Annotated in this window: 19 protein-coding genes; 2 read left to right on the forward strand and 17 right to left on the reverse strand. The window is 47.4% G+C overall.

Annotation, left to right across the window (positions count from 1 at the left end):
- Positions 1-79: 79 nt before the first annotated feature.
- The 8 genes from HFE01_RS09695 to ftsE form a co-directional block, all read right to left on the reverse strand.
- Positions 80-4,138 carry a glycosyl hydrolase gene (locus HFE01_RS09695; protein WP_167437847.1) on the reverse strand — a complete coding sequence of 1,353 codons (4,059 nt, stop codon included), beginning with the start codon at positions 4,136-4,138 and terminating at the stop codon, positions 80-82.
- A 426-nt stretch (positions 4,139-4,564) separates the two neighbouring features.
- A complete protein-coding gene (locus tag HFE01_RS09700; protein ID WP_167437848.1) occupies positions 4,565-4,948 on the reverse strand; it encodes a hypothetical protein in 384 nt (127 codons plus the stop codon).
- 273 nt (positions 4,949-5,221) lie between these two features.
- Positions 5,222-5,779: a class I SAM-dependent methyltransferase gene (locus tag HFE01_RS09705; protein ID WP_019688761.1), complete on the reverse strand. Its 558-nt coding sequence runs from the start codon at positions 5,777-5,779 to the stop codon at positions 5,222-5,224.
- A gap of 179 nt (positions 5,780-5,958) precedes the next feature.
- On the reverse strand, positions 5,959-7,275 hold the full coding sequence (locus HFE01_RS09710) for a PDZ domain-containing protein (RefSeq protein ID WP_017427073.1): 1,317 nt from the start codon (positions 7,273-7,275) through the stop codon (positions 5,959-5,961).
- A gap of 164 nt (positions 7,276-7,439) precedes the next feature.
- On the reverse strand, positions 7,440-8,906 hold the full coding sequence (locus HFE01_RS09715; RefSeq protein ID WP_016822953.1) for a S41 family peptidase: 1,467 nt from the start codon (positions 8,904-8,906) through the stop codon (positions 7,440-7,442).
- Between the two features lie 204 nt (positions 8,907-9,110).
- Positions 9,111-10,394: a murein hydrolase activator EnvC family protein gene (locus tag HFE01_RS09720; RefSeq protein ID WP_016822952.1), complete on the reverse strand. Its 1,284-nt coding sequence runs from the start codon at positions 10,392-10,394 to the stop codon at positions 9,111-9,113.
- Between the two features lie 83 nt (positions 10,395-10,477).
- Positions 10,478-11,395 (reverse strand): permease-like cell division protein FtsX, encoded by a 918-nt coding sequence (gene ftsX / locus HFE01_RS09725; RefSeq protein ID WP_016822951.1) that lies wholly within the window; start codon positions 11,393-11,395, stop codon positions 10,478-10,480.
- Complete coding sequence (ftsE, locus tag HFE01_RS09730) at positions 11,385-12,071, reverse strand: cell division ATP-binding protein FtsE (RefSeq protein WP_007432660.1); 687 nt, start codon at positions 12,069-12,071, stop codon at positions 11,385-11,387. Before ftsE ends, ftsX begins: the two co-directional genes overlap by 11 nt.
- Before the next feature lie 223 nt (positions 12,072-12,294).
- Between ftsE and HFE01_RS09735 the strand changes: the two genes are divergently transcribed.
- A complete protein-coding gene (locus HFE01_RS09735) occupies positions 12,295-13,713 on the forward strand; it encodes a VanW family protein (RefSeq protein WP_167437849.1) in 1,419 nt (472 codons plus the stop codon).
- 73 nt (positions 13,714-13,786) lie between these two features.
- On the opposite strand, the gene HFE01_RS09740 is transcribed toward HFE01_RS09735, so the two are convergent.
- Complete coding sequence (locus tag HFE01_RS09740) at positions 13,787-14,941, reverse strand: S-layer homology domain-containing protein (RefSeq protein ID WP_039276371.1); 1,155 nt, start codon at positions 14,939-14,941, stop codon at positions 13,787-13,789.
- A 267-nt stretch (positions 14,942-15,208) separates the two neighbouring features.
- Here HFE01_RS09740 and HFE01_RS09745 point away from each other — a divergent pair, with 267 nt between their 5' ends.
- Complete coding sequence (locus HFE01_RS09745) at positions 15,209-15,997, forward strand: alpha/beta hydrolase (protein ID WP_107733854.1); 789 nt, start codon at positions 15,209-15,211, stop codon at positions 15,995-15,997.
- Positions 15,998-16,078: 81 nt separating this feature from the next.
- Here the strand turns inward: HFE01_RS09745 and HFE01_RS09750 are convergent, their stop codons facing one another.
- From HFE01_RS09750 to HFE01_RS09785, 8 genes are all read right to left on the reverse strand, one after another.
- On the reverse strand, positions 16,079-17,713 hold the full coding sequence (locus tag HFE01_RS09750) for a glycosyltransferase family 39 protein (RefSeq protein WP_039276374.1): 1,635 nt from the start codon (positions 17,711-17,713) through the stop codon (positions 16,079-16,081).
- Positions 17,714-17,818: 105 nt separating this feature from the next.
- Positions 17,819-19,420, reverse strand: a complete 1,602-nt coding sequence (locus tag HFE01_RS09755; RefSeq protein WP_107733852.1) for an ArnT family glycosyltransferase — start codon at positions 19,418-19,420, stop codon at positions 17,819-17,821.
- Positions 19,417-19,836, reverse strand: a complete 420-nt coding sequence (locus tag HFE01_RS09760) for a GtrA family protein (protein ID WP_013373353.1) — start codon at positions 19,834-19,836, stop codon at positions 19,417-19,419. The genes HFE01_RS09755 and HFE01_RS09760 overlap by 4 nt, the downstream gene beginning before the upstream one ends.
- The gene (locus HFE01_RS09765) at positions 19,799-20,806 is read right to left on the reverse strand and encodes a glycosyltransferase family 2 protein (protein WP_017427078.1); all 1,008 of its coding nucleotides are present in this window, start codon (positions 20,804-20,806) and stop codon (positions 19,799-19,801) included. Before HFE01_RS09765 ends, HFE01_RS09760 begins: the two co-directional genes overlap by 38 nt.
- A gap of 23 nt (positions 20,807-20,829) precedes the next feature.
- On the reverse strand, positions 20,830-23,289 hold the full coding sequence (locus tag HFE01_RS09770; protein ID WP_016822945.1) for a cyclic di-GMP-binding domain-containing protein, MshE-related: 2,460 nt from the start codon (positions 23,287-23,289) through the stop codon (positions 20,830-20,832).
- Complete coding sequence (locus HFE01_RS09775) at positions 23,282-23,533, reverse strand: hypothetical protein (protein ID WP_016822944.1); 252 nt, start codon at positions 23,531-23,533, stop codon at positions 23,282-23,284. Before HFE01_RS09775 ends, HFE01_RS09770 begins: the two co-directional genes overlap by 8 nt.
- A 517-nt stretch (positions 23,534-24,050) precedes the next feature.
- Positions 24,051-25,463 carry an argininosuccinate lyase gene (gene argH / locus HFE01_RS09780; RefSeq protein ID WP_107733851.1) on the reverse strand — a complete coding sequence of 471 codons (1,413 nt, stop codon included), beginning with the start codon at positions 25,461-25,463 and terminating at the stop codon, positions 24,051-24,053.
- Positions 25,464-25,549: 86 nt separating this feature from the next.
- Positions 25,550-26,785 (reverse strand): argininosuccinate synthase, encoded by a 1,236-nt coding sequence (locus tag HFE01_RS09785; RefSeq protein WP_107733850.1) that lies wholly within the window; start codon positions 26,783-26,785, stop codon positions 25,550-25,552.
- Positions 26,786-26,789: the final 4 nt, after the last annotated feature.

Consider the following 26,789-nt stretch of genomic DNA (forward strand, 5'->3'; position numbering starts at 1 on the left):
GTGGGTTTTTGTACAAAAAATGAGCAGAGGATACAATTCCCCTGCTCATTTCAGCAATGTTATAGATCGAACATTTATCTTAATTAGCTGTCGGCTCGGTTCCCCAAACAAGTACGCCGTTATGAAACAAGGTAACTTTAGGATGATCGGCATATGAGGTTTGCGTGCCTTTATACGAATAATCGTCACTTTCGTTATAGTTCGACCAGTCTGTCTTATGAATACGGGTTTGGATATCGCCCGTGCTTCCTCCAGGTGCTAACACGCCTGCATCCGAATTGAAACTGACTTCCAAATAATAATCGGCACCGGTTGCAGCCTTCTCCATTTTAACCAGTTTACCGTTCAGCTTTGAGCAGCTCAGCGTCGCATAGTCGCAGTTGAAAGTCTGCTCACGGTCACCGTCGATTGTGTAGTAGTAGCGAATTTTCAACTCGTTGATCGGTATGGAGGTTGTGCCTTTGTTTACAATTTGGAATTGCGGATTGAGGTGATTATCGTTCACCTTAGTATCTGCTGTGCGATATTGGAGCAGCAGTCCCGTCGTCGGCTGCTGAGTATCCGCTTTCGGCATTGCGCTAGCCGTGTTCGACAGCGTCTGTCCTGTATCGTTCTTCGCTACGACCTGGTAGTAATACGTCGTGTCTGCTGTTACGGCTGTGTCGGCGTAGCTGCTTCCGTACACATCGCTCGCTACGGTGGCGAACGCGCCGTTTTCAGTCGTCGAACGCTTCACTTCATAGCTTTTCGCATTCGCCGATGCTGTCCAGCTTAGCGATACTTTCGCCGTTTCACCCGCAGCGTTCAGCGTGAAGCTGCCCGGTACGGACGGCTGCTCAGTAATGCCATACGTTTTTAAGTTCGTTGGGAGCTCATCCAGCGTAATGACGTTCGGATGATTATACACTTTTTTCAGATGCTCAAGGCTGTTTTGTTTGCCGTCTCTCACAAAATCTCCATACCATGTAGCGAACCAACTCCAATGAGCTTGATACGCCTTCATCAAATCTGGGTCTGGAATAGGTCCATTTTCGCTCATGGCAACTAGCTTTTTGTCCTTGCCCAATGCAACAAGGTCTTCGTATTTTGAAATTTGCGGGCTGTAATCACCTGCTTGCGGATAAGAGTCAAAGCTCAAAATATCCACATACTCGTCTCCCGGATACCAATCCGGAGCAACAGAATTCCATACCCAAATCAGATTGTTCAATTTGTGCACATTCGTCAAACGGTCGTGCATTAAAATATACAGCTTTTTAACAGGCTCAGGACCTTTGGCGCCCCACCAGAACCATTTGCCCTCCGCCTCGTGCAAAGGACGGAACAGGACAGGAGCCTTCGCATCCTGCAACTTCTTCAATTGCCCTGCAATCACATCGATGTCGCGAATAAGTAATTTATAATCTTCGGACTCTGGATGATTCATCGCATATTCTATATCGAATGTGGTCGAATCGGCATAGAAGCCTCTCCACCATTCTTTTCCCTGCGTATCGATCAGACCTTTCGGTGCGTTCCAGTGCCATGCAAAGGTAACGATCCCCCCTTGCTTATCCCATGCAATCGCCTTTTCTACCTCTGTGGAATTAAGACCGTGTTCCGCTCTGCTTGGCGAATAGTCGATCAGATCAAGCGCTGCAATGGCTGGCTTTTTACCTACATTGGCTTGAAGCCAATCAATTTCGTTTATTTCCTCTTGACCAGAGAGCATATTCTTCCCGTATTGATCAACCAGATAGTTCATCAATGCTTTTGCTTCTACCGTCGCATTCGGATTGGTAAGCGTTTTAGTTACCGCATGAGGTGGGCGGTCAGCAGCAGGCTCCAGTCTGACGTAGTCGATATCGTACCAGCCCCAGCCTTTTTCAAAACTGATCGTATTCGCGCCTGCATTCAACAGCACCTTGCCTCCGGAAGTTTCTTTGAAATCAGCCGTTTTCCCGAGCACCAGTTCTCCAAACGCTTTGCCGTTTAATGAGAAATTCGTGCGTTTGTCATCATGAGGAGAACGATAGCCGATTGTAAGATTGTACAGACCTGCCGTGGGAGCCTGGATCGTCATCGTCAGGGAATCCCCTGGATTGTGGAAATTCGTTACATAACCAGTACCGGAGTAGCCGGTCCCGCTGGATTCCACAATGGTTCCTTTCAGCGTGCCTTCTTCGGCTTCATAGCGAGCGGGACCGTTTACAGGCGTCTTCGGAACCGCTTTCACAATATTGGATTCGCTCGATCCCTTATTGGTTTTGGCGGTTACTTTGTAATAGTATGAAGTACCGTTTGTTACGTTAGTATCCGTATAAGACGTTTCGGTCAAGTTGGATGCTACATCAGTGAAAGGGCCGTTTTCATCTGTTGCCCGCTGTACGCTGTATCCTACAACTCCGCTGGAAGCGTCCCAGGACAAATGGACTTTCCCATCACCAGCCTCAGCTTTCAGCTTAAAGCTTTCAGGACCTTCCACTGGAGACGTGTCATTGCCAGTAGTCAGCACAATGTGATATGCCGTCAAAGGCGGTACGGTATAAGTAAAACGGTTGCCTGAAATTTGCGTGATTGGCGCTGCTTCTTTAATTTGCGAGCTGTTTTTATCGAACCCCCATACTTTACCGGAACTGTAAGTCTTCGCGCCGGAAAGATCAAATTGGGCGTCGAATGCGCTGTCCATGCTTTTATTCATGACAACGAGGTGCAGTTCTTTGTCGGATGCATTCGTTACGGAAGCGTGGACCGAGCTATTGACAATATCCGATGTTTGCGCACTAACACTGGTATCACCGAAAGTAGAGTTTTTTCCGTCATAATTGCGATAAAGCTTGTAAGCGGCACTAACGTAGTTGTTGACACCATCCTTTAGCTTCCAGTAGTTTGCCATATAAACATCATTTTTGCCCAAGATACCCAGCACATCGGTCATCGCAATCCCGCCGGAAATATCATTTTCGCCGCCATAGCTATACTCGGTCATTGCCAGCTTGGTTCCCGGATAATATTTATCCACCGACTGCTTCATTCGAGGTAGTATGGGCAAAAACTCGCTGCTCCATTGAGCGATCCAACTATCTTCCTTATAGGTCGGGTCCCACAAGGTGCGAGGTGCCTGCATTCTGGCTTTCTTCGTTTCGTCATTGCCTACCTCATTCGTAATTCGTATGCCTCCGCCCATCGCTTCGGGATACCAGTGTACGTCGAATACATCCAGCAATCTCTTGCCTTCGGCTTGCGAGCTAAGGCGCATTTGATCCAGGTAATAGTCTACGAACCAGCTATAATTGCCTTTTACAGAGTCCCAATCAGGTGCAGTTTGAAGATCTTTATAGGCGCCAAATCCGTAAAGAACCGGGCCAAAAACCTCTGCCCCCGCGTCAATCGCTTTCACAGCTTTGGATAAACTGACTGACCGGTCTACCAACTCTTTCGCTCCGACTTTTTCACCATGAATGCGTGGGTGCGTATGCGACCAGAGAGCGGGTTCATTGTCGAGGGCATATCCTTTCACCCCCGCCTTTGTTGAAGCAGTGCCGTACTTGTTCACTAAAAAATGGACGAACTCATCCACATAGACCCGATTGTCATTCAGATCAGGCTGTAGTTGGAACGGTGCATTTTTGGCGTTTACGACCTGATTCCAACGAGCGGAAGGGGCCTTTTCGCTTTCCTGCACACTTCCGTTTCCATCCTTAGCCACATAACCGGCCATCGGCAACGTAACTAAAGAATAAGTGCCAAGCTTCAGCGATTGATCATGAAACGAAGTCGTCACCGCTCCTGGCTTTTCACATTCGGCTTGTGTCAGGCCACCATTACTGCATAAATAGTTATCGCTAGATTGCTGCCAGTCACTTCCTGCATTGGACATATTGTTTTCCCAGTTGTATCCGGTCATTCGGTTGCCACCAAGTCGTCTGGCAGCCATATTTTCATCGCCTGCCAAATCCTGATTTGTACCGTATATATAAGGGCTAATAGGCTTACGATCCTTGGATGTATCTACTTTAATAGTAATAGTCTTTGCCGTTTGACCGTGAACCACAGCTGGAGCAGGTAAAGCCCCCCCTACTATCATCGTGCAGGCCATGACGACAGGCAGCCATTTGGAACGTTTGAACAGAATACTACTACTATTTTTCGCTCTCATACCACTTTCCTCCTTTACATTTGAAAAGAGCAGCCCCATACAAGTACCGCTCCGGCAGGGTTTAAGGCTCCTAAATCCAAACGGGTTTACCGCTCCGGAACAACATCGCCTTACTCTAATCCATAGATTCATTTTTTATAGATTCGTGCTTAAATTCCACCCATCGAAGCTCCAAGTATCTGGTTGATTACACTCTCCTCTCCGTCCGAAATTCAGAATTGCTCGGATCTTCAAATGTTGTAATACAGCTTTGCTATATGTTCCACCGATCAAATCTTCATATCGAACCATTTATGGGACGTAATGTCCATATTCTTAGATTATTCCAAATGCCTATATAGCAGAACATTGACTAGAGTTAACTTATTAAATAACTTTATAGCCTGAATATAAAAAAGCCCCTTAGCTAAGGGGCTTTTTTTATCTCTACCGTACTTTGTCCTTTTGAATAAGCTCATAGTAGATCCGTGCTGGATCGGCATCTCCAGTAGATAAAATGTATTCTGCCAAAGGTGCACACAGCTTTTGGAGATAGAAGGAATACAACAGTTCGGCTGTGTCAAAATGAATGTTCAACACTCGTTTCATCAGCTCTTCAAATTTGTTATAATCCAGTTCTTCCGGGCTAATATCAAAGGGGTATTCTGGAAAGGCTTTTTTTTGAATCTCAACAAATTGATCCTTAAGTTTGGGTTGATTGCCTGATCGTGCAGCCGAAAAATTCATCATAAAAAAGGATACAAAATCTGTCTCACGGTCGCTTAACCCATAATACTCACACCAGCGCATGAACATCAGCGGTTTTACCATATATAAATCTCCTTTAACAAAAGTTCAGATTTATTATGAATCCTACAAAAGTCTAACAGGTTCCAACTTATGTAATATATAGGTTAAGCCCCATTTTAAAATATGATTCCTTAAATGAATTTTGCCATTTAACATATCCCTTATCTTATATTTCCATAAAAGTGGACAACAAAAAAGACCGTTTCAACATCTTAATGATGCTGACCCAATCTTCTCATAATCATCCGTGTATGGATATTCGTATTTATTCTAATCTCCTACATAGCTGAAGGGTCACAGGCTGCAAGTAAACACATAGGCTGGCGGCACATTATAATTTACCTTTTTAATCTGGATATCTGCAAAGAAAGTACGGAAGAAATTGTGCTTAACTTTGCTATACTGGAACGTAATAAACTTGCCTTCTTGGCCTAACACCTCGGCCGTTTGTCCCAAAATGAGGCTGGATAACGCGGCGGGTAAGCTGGTGAAAGGAAGCCCCGATACGATATAATCCACCTTCGAGACTTGGTACTGTTCCATATACCGCGCTACATGCTCGGCCGATCCATGAATGATGTGTACCCTCTCCAGGTGACCATATTTGCTTTGTAATTTTTTATAAAACGATTCATTTGCCTCAATCACTAACAGTAACGTTTCTGGACGCTTGTTCAAAATCAGCTCTTGCGTAAACACACCGGTTCCTGCCCCATATTCAATAATGCACGAGGCTTTGTCAAAGTAAATCGGTGTCGCTATTTGCTTGGCCAGCTGTCTTGAACTGGGTATTACAGCGCCTACGCTGCGTGGGTGCCTGATGTACTCTCGAATAAAGTGAATCGCGTTCATCTTTTCCTCTCCCTGCTTGACACACATGATAGGCATTCGGTTCATCAATGTTTCCCATTACATTATTCATTGTATACCGATGAGAATATTCATTTCAAGCAGGCTGCTGTCGCCATATACAAAAGAGGGTAGCCTTATTCGATTCTAATCAAATAATGACCACCCTCTTGTTGTAATATCTATTGGTCCATGGTGTCCAAATGCGTACCCTCTGCCTTGGATGCTTGTCCCGCTTTGCGTCGTCGTGCACCTATGTGCATGGCCACAATTCGGTAGATGGAGGCCGGCTGTATGGATACGGCCCAGCCTGCGTCTGCATCCGGTGCAAGCACGACCCCTAACTGATGATGATCGCCATCGTACATGCCTCGCTGTACAAACTTGCTCTCCCCTTGCAGATTGCGTACCTCCAGCTTACAAAAAGCAGAGTTGATCCGCAAGGCCTGATGCAGCTCGGCACGGCTGTTCACAACCATGCCATTCACACGGTATATGGCCTCACCCGGCAGTATGCCCATAGCTGTCGCCGGACTATCTGGCAGCACAGCGAGAACACGCATCCCTTGCTCGGGATGTACAAACATCGGACTAAGACGGCTTTCCTCTATATTTCCGTACCAAATCAGCGCTTCATGGGCCAAGAAGGAGAATAACGCTGCCAGCAAGATTAGCGGACTCCACCAGGCCGCCAACAGGCTTAGCAGAAGCAAAGCCACACTGTACAGGAGCAATCGGTTCGAAGTAAGTACTGCCTTCTGTCGGGGTAGCTGGCCGAGCGTCACACTGCTAAAGCCCATCAGGACTGGCAGAGCTGCTAGCATATACCCTGTTCCGGCATCGCCGCCGAACAAAGGTGTCCAGGGAAGCATGAATCCTCCCTGAGCGGGTACCAGTAACAGTAATGGAATGGGCCAGAGATCTTCCATACGATAGCCACCAACCAATCTCCCCCGTTTGCCCTCGACGAACAGCGGAGTAGCTGCCTTTCCTCCTTGCCAGCGAACCAACAGCGCTTCAGCCACATGCAGTACAGCAACCAACACTAAGAGTGCTGGAATATCCAATCCACGGATAGCTGCTACCGATGTCCCGAGCACTCCCCCAGGCTGCCAGCCACTCGCTATGTTCAGAAAAAATTGAACTACACCTAGCAGACCAACCGAATAAGCAAGACACAGGTAACGGACGCGTACCAGCATGAGCAGTAATGTGGCTATCCACAGGCACACGATGGAAGTCGGGTTCAGATGCACGCTGATGAACATTCCTAGAACGGATAGTGCCATCCCGGCAAGCAAGCCACTCCATACGACACGCCAGGTCTCTGCAGCCCAGCTATGCATTCTAGTATGAAATAGCTTGCGCTCCAGTAGCATTTGCCGACGATAGCCAAGCGCGACAATGAGTATCGAGATATAATAAAACGGCTGCAAAAGCAGGTACAAGCAAGCATTCAAGACGCTCCATCCCCATTGTAATGCCCATTCCAAGTCCATTCACACTCCTTATGCCCCTGGTCCGCTGTATAGCGGAGCACGTACATTTCATATCCATTTATTTTATATGAAATTGCCAATGTAGGGAAGACAAACCGACAGACTGCAAATAAATCCCAATAAAAAAGGAGGCTGTTTCCAGCCCCCTTGTTGTAGCCTCACTATTATTTCGCTACGCCTGTCTTCATTTCCTTCCGAATCTCTTCAATCCCCTGCTTGAGTTGATTATCATTTTTCGGATCACGAATTTTTTCAATCAGCTTGGCTTCCATCGCTGATGCTGTCTTGGCATCAATGATGCCGTTAGCCGTCAGCTTCGCCTCTTTTTGGAAAGCCATAACAGAGCTTTCAGTCACTTTGTCAAAATAGCCGTCCTCGCGACCTGGTTTGTAGCCCAAGCCTTGCAGAATGATTTGTGCATTTTTCACATCGCTGCTATTCATATTGTATTTCAAGGACTTTTCCTTGTTCAGCGGTGCTGCCGTAAAGTATTCAGGCTGGTCCACCGCGATGTCCGGCTTAATCCCTTTTTTATGAATCCATGTTCCATTTGGCGTTAGCCATTTGGCAATCGTGATTTTGAGCAGGCTACCGTCACCCATTTGCTTGTCATAGCTGGTTTGTACAGTACCTTTACCAAAGGAGTTTTCTCCGATCAACACTGCGCCAGCGGATTGCTGGAGAGCTCCTGCCAGAATTTCGGACGCACTTGCGCTACCTTTATTCATGAGCAAAGTCACCGGATAATTTTTGCGTGAACCTTTGGACTTCTCTTCCTCACGCTTCTGATTTTTGTCTTCCACTTGTACAATCGTTTTACCGGAAGGTACAAATTGCTGTGCAATATCAATGACAACAGAAAGTACCCCACCTGGGTTATTACGCACGTCAATGACGAGTCCCTTAAGCCCTTGTTTTTCCAGCTTGGCTAACTCTTCCTTGAAACGTTCTGCCGTATTTAAGGAGAACTGGGTGATCGTAATGACGCCTACTCCATCACTTTCCATATGAGCCGTTACAGTTTCCATATCAATGTTGTCACGGGTAATCGTGTATTCGAGTGGATCAGGAGAACCGTTACGCTGAATTTTGACTTTTGCCTGACTGCCCTTTGGTCCACGAATTTTGGAAACGGCCTTGTTCAGATCCAATCCGTCCAGTGTTTCACCGTTAACAGACAATATAATATCCTTAGCGCGTAGACCCGCTTTTTCAGCCGGAGATCCTTTAATTGGTGTGACTACGACTACTTTCCCATTTTCAGCCGCTACTTCGGCTCCAATCCCGGTAAAAGAGCCTTCTATGGATTGCTCGAACTGTTGTGCAGTTTCTTTACCCATATAAGAGGAATACGGATCGCCAAGCGACTCCATCATTCCATTGATGGCGCCATCCACCAGCTTGGTGCGATCCACATCCTGATAATATTGTCCCTGGATTAGGTCCATCGCTGTCTCAATTTTGCGGATATCACTTCTGGAGGAGGAACTACTCCCCGTTACACTCGCCAGCAGTCCTTCGCCCAGAGCGCTATTCCCTACTGTGGTTGTTCCAGTATAAGCAAAAGTGAGCAGACTGCCGCCAAGCAGCCCGATCACCATCAAGAGTACCGCTGTACTTTTCTTCAACATCTAATCGTCCACCGCCTTCTCTTTATCTTGTATCCTATTTCCTCACAACGCATCCATTCACGAAGTATACGTCTAGCTTGTACGGAATATGTTAATTGTATCCTACTCCGTGTTTCAATGCACATGTTCTTCATTGGATATGAACCATTAAAGCAAAACCCTATCTACAACCGGATTGGTTACAAATAGGGCTTACCTTATCTATTATAAATAGTTCATCGGATTTACAGGTTTGTTATTCTCGCGCACTTCGAAATGACAGTGAGGTCCTGTGGAATTCCCCGTCGAACCCACTTCCGCAATTTTTTGACCGCGTTTCACGGTTTGCCCCGTATGAACCACCGTACCGCCGTTGCGAATATGTCCGTATAGGGTCCATAGTCCGTCTCCGTGGTCAATGACAACCGTGTTCCCATATCCGCTCCACCATTCAGCAACAATGACAACCCCGTCCTCGGCTGCATGAATGTCGGTTCCCTGCGGAGCCGCCAGATCAATACCTGTATGGCCTTTAAGCTTGCCGGTTATCGGATGTACCCGCATGCCAAAAGTAGATGAGAGTCGGTAATGGGCTACAGGCGTAGCCAAAGTACCGGATCCGCCCGTATACGTACTGGCTGCCGTATGGCTGGAATTCGAGGCTGCGCCTGAGGATGAAGACGCAATTCGCTTGGCTGCAGCAGCACGTGCAGCTGCTCTAGCGCGTGCTGCTTTGGCAGCCTGCTCCGCTCTGAGCTTGTTCTTCTCCTGCACCAGCGCCACACGTTTGTTCGCGAGGGCTACCAGCATATCGTTTTGCTCTTCACTAATTTCATCCGATTCAGCAATATCATGATCGTAGTTGGCAATCAGTCTTTGCTTCTCTTTTTCCTTCGAATTCAATTGAGCTTTGGCGTCCTGCTTGAGCGCATACAGCTTCTTGGCATTTTTATATTCCGTATCAAGCTGCTTTTTCTTGCTAACGACCAGAGCCTTGTCCTTTTTATGCTCGTCCAACAGAATTTGGTCCTGCTCCACGATCGTTTTCAGGGAATCTACCCGACTGAGAAAATCACTAAAGCTGGTCGAAGACATAAGCACGTCCATATAGGAGACCGTTCCATCCGTATACATGAGACGCACACGAGTTTCCAGCATTTTTTCCCGCGAATTAATGCGATCAATTGCTTCGGCCAAATCTTTTTTAGTCGCACGCAGATTATCTTCCGTTTGATCGATCTGAACCGCTACACGAGTCAGCTGATCACTGACGCTGTTAATTTGAGCAAGTACCGTTTTCAGGTTTTGTACGGTTTTATTTTTGTAATGTTGAGCATACTGTTTATCTTGAGCAGCCTTTTGCTGCTGTTGCTTGGCAGATTTGGCTTGCTTTTCTAATTGGTTCAGTTGCGAATTGATCTCACTCACGCTTTTGGCATATCCGTCAGAAGGCTGGATTAGCAATGCAGCTACCAACGTAGCAGCCAACACAGATCCTATTTTTTTCAACTTGCACTCCCCATCCTTTATCGCAAAATAACACCGGGCTTCCCCGTTCTATTGAATGACTACGACGTTCCACCAAATGCTTCTTAGACTTTCAAGAACTTGCGCATGGACAGGGTACTGCCAATAATTCCGACCAGCATCCCCAAAATAACCAGCAATGCACTCAGCTGAATCCAAATGCCTTCAAGCGGCATAAGCTTCAACATATTGAGAGCGATATCTCCCTGAACGGCTGTCAGCAAACGCTGATAGCCTGTAAATAAAATTCCTACAGTAATAAGAGAACCAATAAGACCAATAAGCGCGCCTTCGATAAAAAACGGCCATCGTATGAAAAAGTTGGTCGCACCGACCAGCTTCATAATGCTGATTTCTCTGCGTCGTGCCAATATCGTTACTCGAATGGTATTCGATATCAAGAACATAGACATGATCGCCAGTCCGGCGACGAATATAAAACCAACATTGCGGATCAGCTTAGTAATGGTAAAGAGCGTCTCTACAGTGCCTTTGCCGTAACGAACCTTTAAGATCGGTTTTTCGGGATGCAATGTATTCAGCTTCTCAATCTTCTCGGCCACAAATGGAACCGTCGTTGGTTCAATAACCTCTACCACGATTTTGTCCGGCAGTGGATTGCTGTCCTTGTCAAAACCCTCCAGCAGATCCTTGCCACTGTCTCCCAAATCTTTGCGAAGCTCCTCCAAACCTTGAGCTTTCGTCACAAAGGTCGTTTTGCTGATCTCCGGCATTGCCGCGATTTCCTTTTGCAGTGTTTCACGCATGCTCTGATCGACATTGAGCTCCAGAAATACGTTAACTTCCACCTGACTATCTGCTTGATCAGCCAAGGAGTTGACGTTAAGCACCAGCATAATAAACACGCCCAGTATGAGCAGTGACACAATAATTGAGGTGACGGATGCTACGGACATCCAGCCATTGCGGAATATGTTTTTGAAACCTTCCCGCATATGACGCAAGAAGGTATTAAAAGTCATATCCGTACTCCCCTCTTACCTGGTCTCTTACGATATTGCCATTTTCGATGGCAATGACGCGTTTACGCATGGAGTTCACGATGTCCTTATTGTGTGTCGCCATCACAATGGTCGTACCCCGAAAATTAATTTCATCCAGCAACTGCATGATCTCCCACGATGTTTCGGGGTCCAGATTCCCCGTCGGTTCATCAGCAATGATGACCGAGGGATTGTTCACGATGGCCCGTGCAATTGCTACACGCTGTTGCTCCCCACCAGAAAGCTGGGCAGGCTCACGATTCATTTTTTCTTTCAAGCCAACCAATTCGAGCACTTCTGGAACCCGCTTGCGGATCAGCTTCTTGGGAGCCTCTATAACTTCCATAGCAAAAGCCACATTTTCATAGGCTGTCAAACGCGGCAAAAGCCGGAAATCCTGAAAAATGACTCCGATGTTACGACGAACGTAGGGAATTTTGCGCTGCTTGAGCTTCCCAATATTAAAACCATTGACTGAAATTTGTCCCTTGGTCGGTACTTCTTCTCTATAAATAAGCTTCATAAAAGTCGATTTCCCCGCTCCAGACGGGCCGACTACGTATACGAATTCATTACGGTCAATTCTGACCGATACTCCTTGAAGTGCGTGGGTCCCGTTCGTATAGGTCTTCCACACATCCTGCATTTCAATCACTCGATCACTTCCCGCTGCTTAATCATGTTACGTATAACCTAGTATCCATTCGACATATTCCATGCATTTCCTTTAAAAACTTCTGTATTTCATCATACCGTTTATCATTGTAACAAATTTGTTACCTAAATAGTACCGAAAGTTTTCTGCTTTTGGCACATATATATGAATATTATGGCACACGAAATGCTATCAAGCTTATCAGACAGGAGACATCTGCATTATGAAAAAAATTCATTTATCTGTCATTTGGATATGGTCTGGTGTTCTGGCGCTCGCTATGTTGTGGGGAGGACTTCATCTGTACGCCGATAGACAAACACTACCAGAGGGAGTGCGGATCGGAGGAGTCAACGTAGGCGGCATGGATAAAACGGACGCTCTTCGACTGGTGGAGAAAAAACTGGATGCATTGAAGCAGCGCCCTCTGCTCTTCACGGACAGTGACAGCAGTGCACAGGATATAAAGCTAACACTCGGGGAAGCAGGGTTCAGTTATAAAGCGGAGGCATTCCGAAATGCGGTAAAGGCACTCAGCGCGAAGCATCTATGGACTCGCGTACAGACACGTTTTAGCTTCGAGAAGGAATGGTCTATCACACCTTTCCAGCAAGAGAAGATCTTAAAATCCCAATTTGGAGCTGATTGGGAGGAACAACGATACGGCATGCCTATCAATGCGGTGCGTCAGATTGATGCAAACGATCAGGTTCGTTATATTCCGGGGCGTTCTGCCCGGCGCTTGGATTGGCCCAAACTGGACGTCGTAATGAAGCAGGCACTCCCCAAGGATTTTACGGCTTTCGAGGAGCCGATCCTAGTGGAATTACCGTTCCACCAGTTGGAGCCGAAAATTACGGTCGACAGTCTGCGCAGCGAAGGTATAGAGCGAAAAATCACCCAATTTTCCACCAGTCTCGGCAGCAGTTCGGAAGGACGTGTGTATAACGTTAATTCGGCGGCAAGCACCGTTGATGGTTTAATTCTCAAACCAGGTGACATATTTGACTACAGCCAGGTGATTGCCAAGGCTGAGCGCACCCATGGTTTTCGTGAGGCTCCAGTAATCGTGAACGGACGGCTGGAGTCCGGCATTGGCGGTGGGATTTGTCAGGTATCCAGCACGGTCTATAATGCAGCGCTGCGAGTCGGCTTGGACATTGTCGAACGCCGCAACCATTCCCTGCCAGTCAGCTATCTGCCCAAAGGCCAGGATGCGACCTTTGCTACAGGATCCATTAATTTTCGTTTTAGAAATAATACCGGCAAACATTTGCTCCTACGTGCCGCGGTCCAAAATCGAACGCTTACCGTCAAAATTTTTGGTACATTCCCATCCAATATTGCGTATGAGCTTGAATCTCACACCGTTCGCGTACTCCCCATACCCGTAAAGAGAATACGTAACGACTCACTCCCCTCCGGCTTCTATCAAGTCATTCGGCAGGGGAAAGAAGGGTATGTGGTAGAGACCTTTCGAATAAAAAAGGTAGATGGAAAACCCGTCGAGCGCACCCGAATCAGCCGCGATACGTACCGGGCGCAGCAGCGCATTATAGCTAGTTATGGCGGTAGCACATCGTCTGAGCCACAAACACGCGAACTGGAGAAACCTATTGTGGAAGATGGCATAAGCGAATAAACGAAAAAATCCCCCTTCACTACTGGCTGGATTGGTTCCAGACAGAGTGAAAGGGGGTTTTTTTGTTTCTAAATTACTCGCTGCGTTTACTCAAAACCGAGATTTCTACAGGCTCACTTTCATGGCCGTCTGTATCTTTAGCTTTGATCACCAGTCTAACTGTCGCTTTTTGAGTAAGCACACTGATGCTAAATGTGCCGTCATCTTTGGCTACTGCACTGCCGATAGGCAGATCGTTGGAATAGGCAGTTACTGTGGAACCCGCTTTTGCTGTTCCTGTAATTGTACCTTCACCATCGTACACATCGTTGACTTTCAGTGCATTCGAAGTAGCATCCGCGTCAGTAGCTGTGTCTGTAGTCGTATCGGTATTTGTAGTTGTCTCTGTGCTTGTCTCTGTTGTTGTAGAGTTGTCCGTAGTAGTTGTACTATCTGTGCTAGTACTTGTGCTGCTATCTTCTGTTTCACTGCCAGAAGTAGTCGACGTATTACCATAAGTGGAATTTGTCACGTTACTGTATGTGGAATCCGTTACCGTTCCACCAGGAGTCGTCGTCAGATTATCAACAGGGCTCAGGTTGTAACCGGATGCAGCATCCAGAATAGCAACCGCCTCTGCACGAGTCAGCGGCTTCAGTGGCTGGAATTTACCATCCGGATAACCGTTGATGATTTTTTGCTCCGCAACAGCCGCTACACTTTTCTTCGCCCAAGATCCAATTTTATCGGAGTCAATGAATTTAGTAACATCTGCTGCGTTACCCGCAGTCAGCCCAATAGCTTTGCCAATAATCGCAGCTGCTTCCTGACGTGTTACCTTACCATTTGGTTTGAGCTTGTTACCTGCATAGCCGCTTATGTAGCCTGCATTTACGGCACTAGTCAGTTCGTTGTATGCCCAGTGGGATGCCGGAACATCTGTGAACGTTCTGCTTCCATTACCGTTGATTTTCACACCACCTGCATACGTTACGTCTGTCACTGCTGGAAGTTCCTGTGTGAACGTTCCCAAGCTGCGGTTCAGAAGAACGATAAATTCTGCGCGTGTGATCGCCGCATCCGGTTTTACCGCCCCATCCAATTGCCCTGTAGCTGACCAGCGTTGCACCTGATCTCCTGCCCAATGGCCGCTTGTAGTTTGAGGAGCAGCTGCCGCTGCGCTGAATGCGCTAAGAATAAGACCTGTACTCAGTACACCTGTAATTGTGGTTCTTAACTTTTTCCCCATGCTATAAATTCCTCCCTCAGATTGGATTCATCAATCTTTTTTAAACACTTTACCAGAAATCAAACCCAAATAACCCCTAAATTAAAAAAATCGTCCCATATAACCATGCCCCCTCCTAATGTAGGATAAATAAGAAACAGGACTTAATGCCTAGTCATTCACTTGGATATGTATATTTGGACAGGTTAAAGTATACTTAATGAATAATCAGTTGTAGGCTGGGACAGGTCAAAGAGATTGCAACCCCCTAGGAAAAGAGGTTTTCTTATGGCTCTTATTCAATGTCAGTTTTATTCGGAAGTTCTTGGTCTAAGCACATCCATGAATGTTATTCTTCCGCAGGCAACCCACTCACAGATTGGAATGGAGGGCAAGCAAGGAACAGGGCCACATCCGACACTGTATTTACTGCATGGCCTGTCGGACGATGATTCAACCTGGCTGCGTCGAACCTCGATTGAACGCTACGTCGCCTCTATGGGCCTAGCCGTCGTCATGCCCCAGGTACATCGGAGTTTCTATACGAATATGGAGCAAGGAGCGGCTTATTGGACCTTTATTAGTGAAGAATTGCCGGCTTTGGCACGTTCATTCTTTCCTCTGTCGGACAAACGTGAAGACAATTTTGTAGCTGGTCTTTCTATGGGGGGGTATGGTGCCTTCAAACTGGCACTCCAGCACCCAGAACGCTTTGCAGCCGCTGCCAGTCTTTCGGGGGTTATGGATTTACACGCATCCCGTACCGATCCTATGCAAAATGCCATGAGTCCAGCGGAATGGCTTAACATTTTCGGGCCAGATGAAATACGCGGAACAGATCACGATTTGCTGGAGCTGCTACAACGTCATACCACCGCGGGGACCTCACTCCCCCGACTCTACCAATGCTGCGGTACGGAAGATTTCTTATATAAGGGAAATCAGACTTTTCGTGAAACATGCACCTCTCTTGGAGTTCCGCTGACCTACGAAGAAGGTCCTGGAACTCATGAATGGGGATACTGGGACGCGAAAATTCAGGATGTACTGGCATGGCTACCGCTTAAAGGGCACTAAACAGGCAAAAAAATCCCCGCAGCCTTCCTCCTCGCACCATGCGAAGGGAATAGGCTCCAGGGATTGTTGTTATGCCTATCATCAGGGATTAGTCGTTGTCTCCGTCGTTGGAGATCCATTAGTTAGTGCCTTAGGCAACACTTTATACAGACGCCACTCGCCGTTAAACTCACGTTCAAGCTGAACCCATGGGGCACCATGCTCATATAAATTCGGATATACCATATTAATCTTACTCAGCGGCATGCCTGACATAATCTTAGGTACAAGGATATAGTCCACATGATTGTCCTGCGGATAACTTAATGCTTTATTGAACGCATAATCACTGGTGATCAGAAAACGTTTGGGATATTGGCTGTAGACGATCATCGTGTAGGCTGAAGCCGAATCTGTCATAATGGTAGACTTCGGCAGATGCTCATCCAGCCAAACGGCAATCTTACGATCTGATTCTTGTCTCACATAGTTTACATTCCCCGTGCGTGTGAGAAAGCTATTCTCATCCGGTGCAATATCCGGGCGAGTCAACGCATAGGAGAGTAATCCAGCGGTAAGTAGCAGACTGACGGACACTAGACCAAAGGCCGCCCTCCGCCAACGTCCCTGAAGCTGGCTCAACTCATAAGGCAACCAGGCTACGGTAATTGGGAATACATACATAAAGTAGCGGAACCAACCGTACGAGGATTGCCGCATCATAAGTAAAAACTGCAAGCCTGGTACAGACAGGAACAATAACAAAATAATCAAGGTTCCCCACCGGAACAAGCGTCCACTCAACAGACGAATGAACAAAATAGCAAACAACGGTACAGAATACCAGATAGTTTTGGATGCAATAAACTTCAAAGCCACCAGCGGATTGGAGAAAATCTCTACAAATTTATCATCATTCAGCAGCTCTGCCGATTGGGCCGTGTTCGAGTACTCTGAATTCAGGAAATAAAAAGCGTTCCCCATAATAAGATAGTTAAAGAAAATCCACAACAGCCCGGAAAAGACCACGGGGAGCAGAAGAAGCAACCAGGTTGCCTCGACTTTATGCAGCTTTTCCCGCAGGGCCAGTTCACGTCTACCCAAGTTGCGATGAAGAAATAAAATCGCCAAGACCACGCCAACAGCCATGGCCACGCCCAGAGGCACCGCTTCATAACGAGTCCAGAACGCCATGGCAAGTGCTAACCCAGAAACAATCAGACTTGCCGTCATGCGGTCCTTGAGCCACAGCGCAAATTCAATCACCGTCATCATAATGAAATATATGTATAACGAATCGCTTAGACCGTTGGCACCAAATAGTAAAATAAACGGATTCAGTGCATACAACAAAGCCAGCAGCAAGCTCATCCTAGAGCTAATCCCTGTTCTGACACCCGCCCGATATAGCAGCATAGCGGTCAAAGCAGAAAAGGTAGCACTCAGAATAACAGCAGCCAATCCATAGGAGGCTAATGCCGGAAAGATTGGATACAGCAATAGAATCACCATTTCCAGAAGACTGGGTAGTGGATTCCAGATAAATCCGATAGCGCCCAGATGCGGGTCGCGGCTGTACAGCACATAAAATGCGTTAGCTACCCGACTGAGCGCGTCTGTGTGCATATATCCCAGAACATAGCTGAAATAGATGCCCGCAGATAGCTCCAATGCAAGTATAAACACAAACAGACCTATAGCCATCCATCTGCTTGCAGACCATTTGCGAAAGGACATTCCTCTCGTTCCCCCTCAAACTTCTTGCGGTGGTGCAGCTGTAGGGAGCTTACGCCCTCCAGCTGTATCCTTCCCTCCGCTACGATGCACTAAAATACAATAAAATTATTGCAGTTCTTCATGCTCTATCTTGTACAATCGCCACTCCCCGTCAAAATCATGCACCAACGTGGCCCATGGCGCCCCCTTTTCAAACAGATTAGGATAGTTCCGGTTCACCTGATCCAGTGGTACCCCTTCTACCAAGCGCGTAACCAAAACATAATCCACCTTGGAAGCGGGCAGATCCGTTAAAGATTTCCCAAAATCATAATCACTCGTTATCATAAACTTCTTCGGCATTTTACTGCTCAAAATGATCGGATAGGCCGTATAAGAATCTGTCAAAATGAGAGATGAACCATAATGTTCATCCAGCCATGACCCTATTTTCCGTTCAACAATTTGTCGAGTATAGCTTTCATTGCCACTATGCGTCAGATAGCTATGCTCATCCGCCGCAATCGCGGGATTCGTCAGTGCGTAGGATAACAAGCCTGCTGTTGCCAACATTCCTGCCGTTACCAGTGAGATTCCGATCCCCCGCATTTTCCCCTTCAACAGACTAAGCTCATACGGCAGCCAAGCAACCGTAATCGGGAATACATACATAAAATATCGGAACCAGCCAAACGAAGAATGCTTAAGCATCAGTAAAAGCTGGAGCCCAGGTACTGATAAAAAAATAGCCAGCAGCGTTAATGTGCTCCAACTCCACAGACGTTTGTCCAATAGGCGTATAAGCAAAACGGCAATCAACGGAGCCGCATACCATAAGGTCCGTTGCCCGACAAACTTTAGCATCAGCATAGGGTGAGCAAACATTTCTACAAAGCGTTGATCCTCCAGCAAAGCCGCTGATTGTGTGGAATTGGAATATTGCGAGCGTAAAAAGTAAAGCGGGTCGCCCATGATAATCCAGTTAAAAAAGAGCCACAACAAACCGGAAAAGACAAGCGGCAGCAACAATAGAAGCCATGTCGCTTCTACCTTGTACAGGCGCTCTTTTAAAGACAATTGCGTTTTAACGTTCTCTCTGTTTGTACGCCACCGATGCAGAAAAAAAATCGTCAGTAATACGCCCAAAGCCAGCGCAACCCCCAGTGGGACTGCTTCGTAGCGAACCCAAAATGCCAATGCAAGCGCAAAACCGGATACGATCAAATTCGCCGCCTTGCGATCCTTAAGCCACATACAGAATCGACTCACTGTCAACAGGATAAAAAAGATATAGGGCGAGTCACTCAAGCCGTTGAAGCCAAACAGAAACATAAACGGATTCAGTGAAAATAACAGCGCAATTAGCAAACTAGTTACACCGTGAAGCTCTAGTTCTTTTCCCGTCCCGTACAATAATGCTGCACTCGCCCCAGCAAACAGGCTGCTCACAATCACTGCTGCCAGCCCGTGGGAAGCGAGTGCGGGAAACAATGGATAGAACAACAGTACAATGAGTTCCATCAAACTCGGTAGTGGATTCCACACAAACCCAATAGCACCCAAATGCGGGTCACGACTATACAGTACATAAAATGCATTTGCTACTCGACTGAGCGCATCGGTATGCATATAGCCAAGATGCCATGCAAAATAAACACCCACGGCTAATTCTAGAGCAGCAATACAAGCAAACAATGACAACAACTTTCCATGTTTCCTTACGATCATGAAACCTCTTTCTGACGCTGTTGCGGAACGGAGAAGATCCAATAGCGGTTCCAGATATAATTATGAACTGGCACGATGATGGTAGTTAAGACTTCACCGATCAGATACGACCAACCAATCCAGTGAATGGTTACGTACATCAGAGCGGCATTCAGGAGCAAGCCGCAGGTGCAGACCAATAAATATTTAAGAAACTGAGTGCGGCTCCCTTCGCCGGTAGGCTCGAACGTCCAGTTACGATTCAGCACATACGAAACGAGCAACGTAACGATAAAGCCTATGGTAGTAGCCGTTACTGCAGGTATTGCAAACAGCTCCACCAGCAGCACAAGTACACCGACGTGAATGCCTGTACCCAGCAGTCCGACAATACCGTATTTAATGATTGGATACTTTAGATACGAACGTCTGATCATGTTGATTAAACTCCCTATCCACCCACAGTCGGTCAGCATTCGCCCGTTTATCTGCAATTAGATAACGGGGTCTGGCTTTGACTTCGTGATATATGGCGGCAATATATTCTCCTACCACTCCAATCGACAGCATAAGTACACTACCGATAATCAAAAGCAGTAAAATGACAGTGGTAAACCCGGTCACAGCGTCACCCGTTATTTTGTGCATTAAGGTTTGAATCCCCAACACGACCGAAATCAGCATGAAAATGAGACCCATTAAACTCACTACCCGCAAAGGTACCGTCGAAAACGAAACGATCGCTTCCGCAGCCAATCGAAATAGGCCTAACGGACTCCAGCGGCTTGGACCCTCTTCTCGTGGAGCCACCCGGAATGTAATCTGGGTTTTACGAAAACCGAGCCAGGCGGTCATCCCGCGAAAAAACGGCATACGCTCTGGCATCGCCATCCAGGCATCCACCACTCTTCGATCCAGCAGCTTATAATCGGAGGCATCCTTTAGATTAAAGCCCGTCAAACGATTCAAGGTTGCATAGAACAAAGAAGCTCCGAGCTTTTTGCCTACAGACTCTTCTCCCCGAAATTCTTTCACACATTCAACTAAATCATAACCTTCATTCTGCCATAAACGCACCATTTCCCCGATCATCTCAGGAGGATGCTGCAGATCACCGTCCATGACAATGATCGCATCGCCAGATGCATTTTCCAAACCTGCGCACAACGCCAGCTCCTTACCAAAATTCCGACTCAGCCGGAGTGCGAGCAAAGAGGGCATACGGCGGGACAATTCGGACAACTTGAGCCACGTATCGTCTTTGGAACCATCATCTACAATAATAAGCTCATAACGTGAGGTGACAACAGACAGCACCCCATCAATCACCTTAAGTGAACGCTCAAGATGTGAGCCTTCATTGTACATGGGAATGACGACGGATAAAAAAGGATTTTTGGTCTCCATTCTTGCTCCTTCTTTCTTCATATTCAGGAGGACTGTGCCGGGGTATCATCCAAGTCATGCATATCGGTCAGACCATGCGTCGTCTTCTCCCAATAGAACGGCTTGGTTATAAGCTGCCAAGCTGCTTTTATCGCAGCTATACTCATAAGTACCCAATATAACGGCGAGAGTAGCCCATATTTGACCATCGCGTATGAAAATGTTCGTTCACCGCGTTCTTCCAGCTCACCGATGACCCAATACATGCCGGCCACATTACTGAATACGAACAGAAAGTTACCGATATAAAATTCCGCGCTGGCCAAGTAGTACACATAACCCGGGAACAGCTTGGGAATAAAGGACAACTCCCAGCCAAACCATAAAATAAGCAAGCCCCAAAAAATCGGGTTTAGCAATGGCAACATCGGAGTCGCCAGAATCATCACCTGAAAACCGAAAAATCCTTTCCAGCCCACTTCGCGCACCAGCTTAACCGGATTGCGCATATGAACCAGCCATGTCTGCATATATCCCTTGATCCAACGCGAACGCTGACGAATCCAGTTGCCCACGCGGCTGTTCGCTTCCTCCCATGTGCGGGAATCGACAATGGCCGTTTTATAACCACCTTTATACAGACGAATGCCCAGATCGGCATCCTCGGTTACATTATAGGGGTCCCACGCATTGATATCTTTCAATACAGATACCCGGAAATGATTGGACGTACCGCCCAACGGAATGGGGGTGTCTAACTGCATAATTCCTGGCAGCAGCAATTCGAACCACATACTGTATTCTTGTGTGAACCAGCGGGTCAGCAAATTTTGTGTGCTGTTAAAATAATTGAGCTTCGCTTGAATACACGCATAATTCTCAGGCAGTGAATCAAACGCTGCAATGACCTTTTTAAGTTGGTCAGCATCGGGACGATCCTCAGCATCGTAAATGACGACAAATTCGCCGCGGGCCCGAATAAGTCCATAATTACATGCCTTCGGCTTAGTTTTCGGCAAGCCGTCGGGCACGACCAGTGTCGTGTAATACGCTGGCAGCTTCATTTCCCGTAGCAGCTCAATCGTCTCAATGTCGTCCTCTTCGATCAGCAGCCGTACATCCAGCTTGGACTTTGGATAATCCAGCTGTTCCAAATTCCGCAACAACATTGGAAGCACGCCCGCTTCCTTATACATCGGAACAAGAATCGTATAGATCGGCAGTCTTTTTTCATCCATGGCGTCTACCTCTTCCTTCGTGAAGCGAAGCTGCGCCCCACGCCGGGAACCGAGATAGATAATACCAAATTTGAATAGCGTCATAGCAAAATAAAACAGCTGAATCATCATATTAATGATCAGCACCGTTTTCCAACTGTTCCAGAGGAGGCCAAGCAGTGTGATCATTCCCATAGCTGCAAACACCCAGAGCTGTCCCTTGGTAAAGGTGGTCCGCGCCGAATTATGCGGTTCTTTTTCCAATAGCCCGGTCGTGCTCTCTTGCATCATTTCCTCACCGTAGATTTTACCCCAGAGCTGCTCCATCTCTTCCTTCGTTGCAAGTACTTGCTCTACCGGCATACCCAGAATTTCTTCCAGCTTCAAGCGTCGCTCCTCTGGCAGTGGATCACTGACCGCTACAATATAGCGGTTCATATATTGGTGGATGACGACCACGCCATAAGCCATGGCCACTTGCTCGGGTAGCTTGTACGCCGCATCCAGCGCCAACTCCTCACCAATACGCCCGATTCGGTTCTGTGTAGCAATCGCGCGGTACAAATCCGCTGGCTCCAACATTTGCAATGATAGCAAGATGTCGCCGAGCAGTCCGCCGCTCTTCGCCTGGAACTCGAGCGCACGCTCTAGCTGCTCCGGTGTAATATAGCCGGAACGAACCAGCATATCGCCCAGTCTCTCCTTGGACTCATCACCATCAATTTGCTCTTGTAGCTGCTCAGCTGTAATGAAACCCATCTCTACAAGAATATCGCCCAGTCTGCCACCGTAACGCTTCTGGTTGCGGATAGCATCTGTCAGCTGATCCCGGGTAATCATCCCGTTCTCCACCAGCTGATCTCCCAGACGGGCCTTGCCGTTTCGTCCGGTCTGCGTTCCTGCTGCCGCCTCTCCGCCTTCTGCACCAGGGATACTGGAAGCAAGACCTATAGCTGCTCCTGCCGCTGCTTGTTCCTGCCCAGATGCATATTGGACTTGCGCCTCCTGCACCTGTCCATCCTGTATTCCTTCATCCAGCAATTGTTCCACAGCTGCTGCTGTATCATTGGCATTCTGTAAAGCCTGAATACGAAGTTCTGTATCCTGAAGTCGCCGTTCCAACTCTTCGATATGAAAATCAAGCTTGTACAGTATCGGAGCCTGCTCTGCACGCTGAGCCTCTAGCTGTTGTTGCAGTTGTTCGATTCGCTGACGCTCTTCTTTTATTCTTCTCTTGGTTTGGCGAATTGAAACTCCTCCAACCTGCCACCTAAGCTTGTCACCCATGAATTCCCGCCCTTTCAATCCAGCGCCGCTCTTCCGCAAGCGCGTCCGCAAGCAGTTGCTTTAACTCGGTATCCCGCTGCTTTTTCCGCTCCAGCGCCGCGTGGAAAAGCTCCCGCTCCTCACGTAGCAACTTCTCTGCCTGGATTCGCTCCTCATGCAATGAGGATACCAATCCATCGGCGTCAGAAGCGCGATAACCGATCCAAGCGCTCTTTAGCTGACGCGTCGTTCGTTTAGTTCTCATAATACCTCCCTGGATCGTCCCGACTCTGCCTTTTGCTATGTCGCTACTTCAATATTTTTAACGGCTATTCTTTCGAAACCAGGGCACACCTGTTTTCTCATTCAGGCCCTTCCTTTACACATTTATGCAATTTTCCTGGTCGAAAAAGCCATTAAACACTTGACAATGATTTATCGCATATGCTTCTCGTTCTACTAAATTGGTAATTCAATGAAAAACTTAGTGCTATTCTACCATAATCATAGTAGGCGTAGTATACAAAAATGTAAATTCTAGAAACTTTCACACTAATGTATGGATAGGTATATAGAACCAGTTATTAAGCCTCGTGGATGATATTCTTTCAATACATCTATGTAGTTCATGGTTATTCCGAGCATAAATCTTTCAACCCTCTCGGAAAACACAAAAGACACCGCGAACGGTGCCTTTGAGAACATAGCTGGCAAATATTCTTAAAATCTGATTTTACACAGCATCCCGTTGCTGTGCAAGAGAATAATTATTTCTTCACAGATTAATTTTTTGGCTTATGATTTTCAAACCATGTTGACGTGTTCACTAGAAGCTGTTCACTGCGTTCAATGGCTGCCTGCACCTGACCGGTGGCGGTTCCACCATACACATTTCGAGCATTGACTACCGCTTCTGGTTGAAGCACCTCATAAATCCGCTCGTCGAACAGATCCGAAAACTGCTGGAATTCATCCAGTTTCAGATCAAGCAAATACTTGCCCTGCTGGATGCAATACAGCACCGTTTTGCCAATGACCTCATGAGCCTGCCGGAACGGAAGACCTTTGCCGACCAGAAAGTCCGCAATATCCGTTGCGTTGGAGAAATCCTGGTTGACCGCTTGACGCATGCGATCCTTGTTCACCTTCATTGTAGCGATCATTGGGGCGAATAATTGCAGGGCTCCCTCCAGCGTAGCAACCGTATCGAACATCCCTTCCTTATCTTCCTGCATGTCCTTGTTGTATGCCAGTGGCAAGGACTTCAGTACTGTCAGCAGACCGACGAGGTTTCCATAGACACGCCCGGTTTTGCCACGTACAAGCTCCGGTACATCCGGGTTTTTCTTCTGTGGCATAATGCTGCTGCCTGTGCAGAAAGCATCATCCAGCTCGACAAAACCAAACTCCGTGCTGCTCCATAGCACCAGTTCTTCGCTCAGACGAGACAAATGTGTCATAATCAGCGAGGCCCCGGCCAAAAACTCTACGATAAAGTCCCGATCACTAACAGCGTCCAGGCTATTTTCATAGACGCCATCAAAACCGAGCTGCTCAGCTACAAAATGACGATCAATCGGGAAAGTGGTTCCAGCCAAAGCGCCAGCCCCGAGCGGCAACACATTGATGCGCTTGTAGCTGTCCTTGAGTCGGTCAATATCACGCTCTAGCATAGACACATACGCTAGCAAGTGATGCGCGAACAAAATAGGCTGCGCACGCTGCAAGTGTGTGTATCCAGGCACTATTGTGTCCAGATTGTCCTTGGCCTGCCCAATTAATGCAACTTGTACATCATGCAGCATACCTACCAGCGATACCACACGTCCGCGCAAATACAAGTGCATATCCGTTGCTACCTGATCGTTACGACTGCGTCCAGTGTGCAGCTTACCGCCGACCGGACCAATGGCCTCGATCAGGTTTTTTTCAATATTCATGTGAATATCCTCATCCGAAACGGAAAATTCAATTTCCCCACGGCGGATACGCTCCAGAACGGTGTGCAGTCCTCCCTTGATCGTGTCCGCATCCTCCTGCGGAATAATACCGCATTTTCCTAGCATGGCCACATGAGCTAAACTGCCTTGAATATCTTCTTCCGCCAACGCCTGATCAAATCCGATAGAAGCCGTATATTCCTCTACCAGCTTGTTCGTTTGCTTTGTAAACCGTCCGCCCCATAGCTTACTCATTGCATGATCCCCTCTCTGCAATAACAAGCCGCCCTCGTCGTTTGGACAAGAACGGCCCGCATTCCGTACATTTTTTTGATTACATCTTATTTATGATTTTGTGTTACGCCCGCATTTACCTTCAAACGCAAAGCATTCAAGCGGATAAAGCCTGTGGCATCGCCTTGATCGTAGGCTTGCGTCGGATCAGCTTCCATGGTTGCAATGTCTGGGTTGTACAAGCTAACCGGACTTTTAACGCCTGCACCGATAATATTGCCCTTGTACAGCTTCACGCGCACCGTACCACTGACATTTTTCTGACTCTCATGAACCAGTGCCTGTAAAGCGACACGTTCCGGCGCAAACCAAAATCCATTGTACACCAAGGTAGCATAACGGGTAATCAGGCTATCACGCAGATTCATAACCTCGCGATCCATTGTGATGGACTCCATTTTGCGGTGAGCTGCGAACAAGATTGTACCCCCTGGCGTCTCATAGACTCCGCGGCTCTTCATACCCACAAAACGGTTCTCCACCATATCTACGCGTCCGATTCCATGCTTGCCGCCCAGTTCGTTCAGCTTTTCCATCACTTGCAGCGGAGTTAGCTGTTCACCGTTCAAAGCGACGCAGTTGCCTGCTTTAAATTCCAGCTCCAAATATTCTGCTTCATCAGGGGCGTCCTCAGGCGCGTTGCTGAGCAAGAACATTTCTTTATTTTCAGGAGCGCTCGGATCAAACCAAGGGTCCTCCAGCACGCCGCTTTCATAGCTGATATGCAGCAGGTTGCGGTCCATGGAGTACGGCTTGGCTGCAGAAGCGGTTACCGGAATACCGTGTTTTTCCGCATAGGCAATCATTTCTGCCCGGCCCGGGAACTGGTTGCGGAACTCTTCCAGCCGCCAAGGTGCAATGACTTGGATGTCCGGCGTTAGCGCCGCCGCGTTCAGCTCGAAGCGCACCTGATCGTTGCCTTTGCCTGTTGCGCCGTGGGCAATGGCTGTTGCTCCCTCAGCAATCGCAATATCGACCATCCGCTTAGCGATCAATGGACGTGCAATACTCGTTCCGAGCAAATATTGCCCTTCATATAAAGCACCCGCCTGAAACATCGGGTAAATAAAATCCTTGGCGAATTCATCACGCAGATCATCGATGTACACTTTGGAAGCTCCCGTAGCGAGTGCTTTTTCCTCCAAACCGTCCAGTTCTTCCTTTTGTCCGATATCTGCGGTAAATGCGATAATCTCAGCATCATAGGTTTCCTTGAGCCATTTCAGAATGACCGACGTATCCAGACCGCCGGAATATGCGAGTACGATTTTTTCTTTTGCCATTGTT

The sequence above is a fragment of the Paenibacillus sp. EKM10P genome, assembly GCF_011800655.1.
Taxonomy (GTDB): domain Bacteria; phylum Bacillota; class Bacilli; order Paenibacillales; family Paenibacillaceae; genus Paenibacillus; species Paenibacillus polymyxa.

Coding starts and splice junctions, on each gene's coding strand:
- HFE01_RS09695 (WP_167437847.1), bottom strand. CDS start 4,138: ATGAGAGCGAAAAATAGTAGTAGTATTCTGTTCAAACGTTCCAAATGG.
- HFE01_RS09700 (WP_167437848.1), bottom strand. CDS start 4,948: ATGGTAAAACCGCTGATGTTCATGCGCTGGTGTGAGTATTATGGGTTA.
- HFE01_RS09705 (WP_019688761.1), bottom strand. CDS start 5,779: ATGAACGCGATTCACTTTATTCGAGAGTACATCAGGCACCCACGCAGC.
- HFE01_RS09710 (WP_017427073.1), bottom strand. CDS start 7,275: ATGGACTTGGAATGGGCATTACAATGGGGATGGAGCGTCTTGAATGCT.
- HFE01_RS09715 (WP_016822953.1), bottom strand. CDS start 8,906: ATGTTGAAGAAAAGTACAGCGGTACTCTTGATGGTGATCGGGCTGCTT.
- ftsX (WP_016822951.1), bottom strand. CDS start 11,395: ATGACTTTTAATACCTTCTTGCGTCATATGCGGGAAGGTTTCAAAAAC.
- HFE01_RS09735 (WP_167437849.1), top strand. CDS start 12,295: ATGAAAAAAATTCATTTATCTGTCATTTGGATATGGTCTGGTGTTCTG.
- HFE01_RS09740 (WP_039276371.1), bottom strand. CDS start 14,941: ATGGGGAAAAAGTTAAGAACCACAATTACAGGTGTACTGAGTACAGGT.
- HFE01_RS09745 (WP_107733854.1), top strand. CDS start 15,209: ATGGCTCTTATTCAATGTCAGTTTTATTCGGAAGTTCTTGGTCTAAGC.
- HFE01_RS09750 (WP_039276374.1), bottom strand. CDS start 17,713: ATGTCCTTTCGCAAATGGTCTGCAAGCAGATGGATGGCTATAGGTCTG.
- HFE01_RS09755 (WP_107733852.1), bottom strand. CDS start 19,420: ATGATCGTAAGGAAACATGGAAAGTTGTTGTCATTGTTTGCTTGTATT.
- HFE01_RS09760 (WP_013373353.1), bottom strand. CDS start 19,836: ATGATCAGACGTTCGTATCTAAAGTATCCAATCATTAAATACGGTATT.
- HFE01_RS09765 (WP_017427078.1), bottom strand. CDS start 20,806: ATGGAGACCAAAAATCCTTTTTTATCCGTCGTCATTCCCATGTACAAT.
- HFE01_RS09770 (WP_016822945.1), bottom strand. CDS start 23,289: ATGGGTGACAAGCTTAGGTGGCAGGTTGGAGGAGTTTCAATTCGCCAA.
- HFE01_RS09775 (WP_016822944.1), bottom strand. CDS start 23,533: ATGAGAACTAAACGAACGACGCGTCAGCTAAAGAGCGCTTGGATCGGT.
- argH (WP_107733851.1), bottom strand. CDS start 25,463: ATGAGTAAGCTATGGGGCGGACGGTTTACAAAGCAAACGAACAAGCTG.
- HFE01_RS09785 (WP_107733850.1), bottom strand. CDS start 26,785: ATGGCAAAAGAAAAAATCGTACTCGCATATTCCGGCGGTCTGGATACG.